Genomic DNA, 2,656 nt, shown 5'->3' on the forward strand with positions numbered 1-2,656 from the left:
TGCATATACCAATAAATTTGACCCCCTTTCGCCAATTTTAAATTGACCCCCAGAGTTGTTGCTTGAAAAAAGCAGAAGTTGTTGTACTAAATGGCATTTTAGAATTGATCTTTCAAGTCCTGTTTAACAACTGTTATTTTACAAAAATACGTTTTCAATCTTAGAGTTTCTCCTCCTCATAGATTCACCAAATAATTCAACTCTCAATGAGTGATGAACGATACGGTCAAGAACCGCATCTGCTATTGTTTTCTCACCAATTATATCATACCATTCCTTCACTGGTATTTGTGATGTAACTATTGTTGAACGCTTCTGGTGCCTATCTTCAATGATGTCCAGTAAAGTAACCCTTGACTGTGGGTCGAAGGGCTGAAGTCCGAAGTCGTCAAGAATAAGAAGATCAACCCTTTCAATCTTTTTGAGTTCTGCCAGGATGGTACCTTTAGCCTTCGCCAACTTTAGCTGCCCCATAAGCTTAGCGGTATTGACATACAGAACTTTGTATCCATTCTGACATGCCTGATATCCAAGGGCGGTGGCCAGATAGCTTTTTCCGGTACCTGTGGAACCGGTTATAAAAAGATCCTTGTGCTCCTTAATGAAATCCAGGGCCGCAAGTCTGTGCACCTGGTTCCTATCGAGGCCTCGCTCAATGGAGTAATCAATATGTTCAAGAGATGCCTTATATCGGAATGCAGCCGCCCTAATTGTCCTGTCCACCGAACGGTTGCGCCTGTCATCCCACTCGCTTGCAACCAGTACCGATATAAACTGATCAGTGGTCAGCGATTCCTTTACAGATGATTCCAGATTGGTCCTAAATGCATCGTACATTCCAAACAGCCTTAGCTGTTTCATTTTCTCTAATGTTTCATTGTTCATTTCTAATTGCTGTTTATTGTTACTGGTAATATTCCTTACCCCTGATGTTTCCATGCTCAGGGATCTCTATTGTCTGTTCTTCTGCAGATAGCTGATCAAGCTGTTTTCGCAGGATCTCCTCAATTATGCGGTAGTTATACTGTCCAAGATTATCTGCCCAACGGCAGGCATTTGTTAGCCGGACCGTTCCAACACGACGTGCAAAGTTCAGTATGCCCGAACAGGATTTATGGGCCTGCTCCGGATGTCCCTTATACTCAAGCACCTTTGATATATAAATGGCAACATCACTATGGATTTCTTCTGCCTGCCGTATAAAGTTCTCAGGGGTCCATTCTGAGATATACCGGTGCTGTGGCGCCAGATGGGTTTCCTGGGTGGTATAATGGTGCTTTGTTCGCACTCTTGAATGAAAAGCTATCATGGTATAGTTGTAATAGACTTTTACAGAGCCGGAAGTGTACAGCAACTTCACCTTTTTGCCAACATAATTATATGGAACACTATAGTAGTGAACATCCTCACCCAGCCGCACATGCCCGTTTCTCATTACGGTAACCATCACCTGCTTATGCACCTCATATCGAACTGGATTAAGCACGGCAAGTGCTTCACGTTCGATTTCCTCAAACTGTTCCCTGCGTGAGTAGTTTCTACCAGAAAAGTGCTTGTTGTTATGGATTTCGAGCAGAGGCGCTATTGCTGCATTGAGCTGCTCCAGGGTTTCAAAACGGCGATTATCAAGTTTGTTGTAGATACTTCTATAAATGAGTTTCACAGCTCCTTCCACGAGTGATTTGTCGCGAGGTTTATAGGCACGTGCGGGAATAACTGTCGTTGCGTAATGCTCCGCAAATGCAGCAAACTCATCGTTCAGTACCGCCTCATACCTGCTTCCTCTTGTAACAGCGGAGCGAAGGTTGTCGGGCACGATCGCCTCTGGTACACCTCCGAAATAGCGAAGTGCATTTTCACAGGCGACGATGAGATCCTCCTTCTTCTGTGAGGCCACAGCCTCAACATAGGTGAGCTGGCTGCAACCAAGTATCGCCACAAATACCTCTACGTCCTGCCTCGTATTATCATTCCCGATAAGAAATAGCTTTTTACCGGCAAAATCGATATATATCTTATCACCAGCCTTATGTTCAATATGCATCACCGATCTGGATAGCTGCAGATAGACCATTATGGCGTTATTAAAGTGTGAACGGCTATATCCGTCAGGGTGTTTCTGCACATATTCTTCGTGGAGAGATTCCCTTGTAACACCCTTTTTCTTCAATCTTTTACAGTAATCAGGCAATAGTGTTTGGAGAATCTGCATCCGGGGTGCACTGGAGATTCTGGCCACAGGTGTGGTGAAAATGACGGCCAGATCGCTATCGCTCTTGGCATTAAACTCTTCATAGCTGATGCCAAGTGCCTGCCAGATGCGAATATACTTTTTAATGGTATTACGTGAAGTGGATACCATTGCATGGATACGCTTGGTCCCGGTTCCCTGATTGTATAGACGGATGATCTGTCTTAGTTTATTCATTTTGATAGGCTTATTGGACATTGTAATCAGCAGTTTTTGTTCGGCTAAAAGCTAAACAAAAACATATTCCTATAAACCATTCAGCACAAACGAATCTGCGATTTCAAGGGGGTCAATTTGGATCGGCGCAAAGGGGTCTTTTTGCTTTGGCGAACCTTATCAAATTAACTCGGCAAAGGGGGGCTTTTTAAAGTGGCGAAGAGGGGTCAATTTGAAGCGGTTTATCCA

2 protein-coding genes are annotated in these 2,656 nt (G+C 43.9%); both read right to left on the reverse strand.

Going from position 1 to position 2,656, the window contains the following annotated elements; genetic code table 11:
* Positions 1-138: 138 nt before the first annotated feature.
* Positions 139-939 (reverse strand): IS21-like element helper ATPase IstB, encoded by an 801-nt coding sequence (gene istB, locus LUA86_RS19150; RefSeq protein ID WP_231465796.1) that lies wholly within the window; start codon positions 937-939, stop codon positions 139-141.
* Complete coding sequence (istA, locus tag LUA86_RS19155) at positions 905-2,428, reverse strand: IS21 family transposase (protein ID WP_231465797.1); 1,524 nt, start codon at positions 2,426-2,428, stop codon at positions 905-907. The genes istB and istA overlap by 35 nt, the downstream gene beginning before the upstream one ends.
* Positions 2,429-2,656: the final 228 nt, after the last annotated feature.

The organism is Pedobacter sp. Leaf132, assembly GCF_920984695.1.
Lineage (GTDB): Bacteria > Bacteroidota > Bacteroidia > Sphingobacteriales > Sphingobacteriaceae > Pedobacter.

Bases quoted from the DNA above. Each gene is read 5' to 3' on its own strand.
- istB (WP_231465796.1), bottom strand. From the start codon at position 939: ATGGAAACATCAGGGGTAAGGAATATTACCAGTAACAATAAACAGCAA.
- istA (WP_231465797.1), bottom strand. From the start codon at position 2,428: ATGAATAAACTAAGACAGATCATCCGTCTATACAATCAGGGAACCGGG.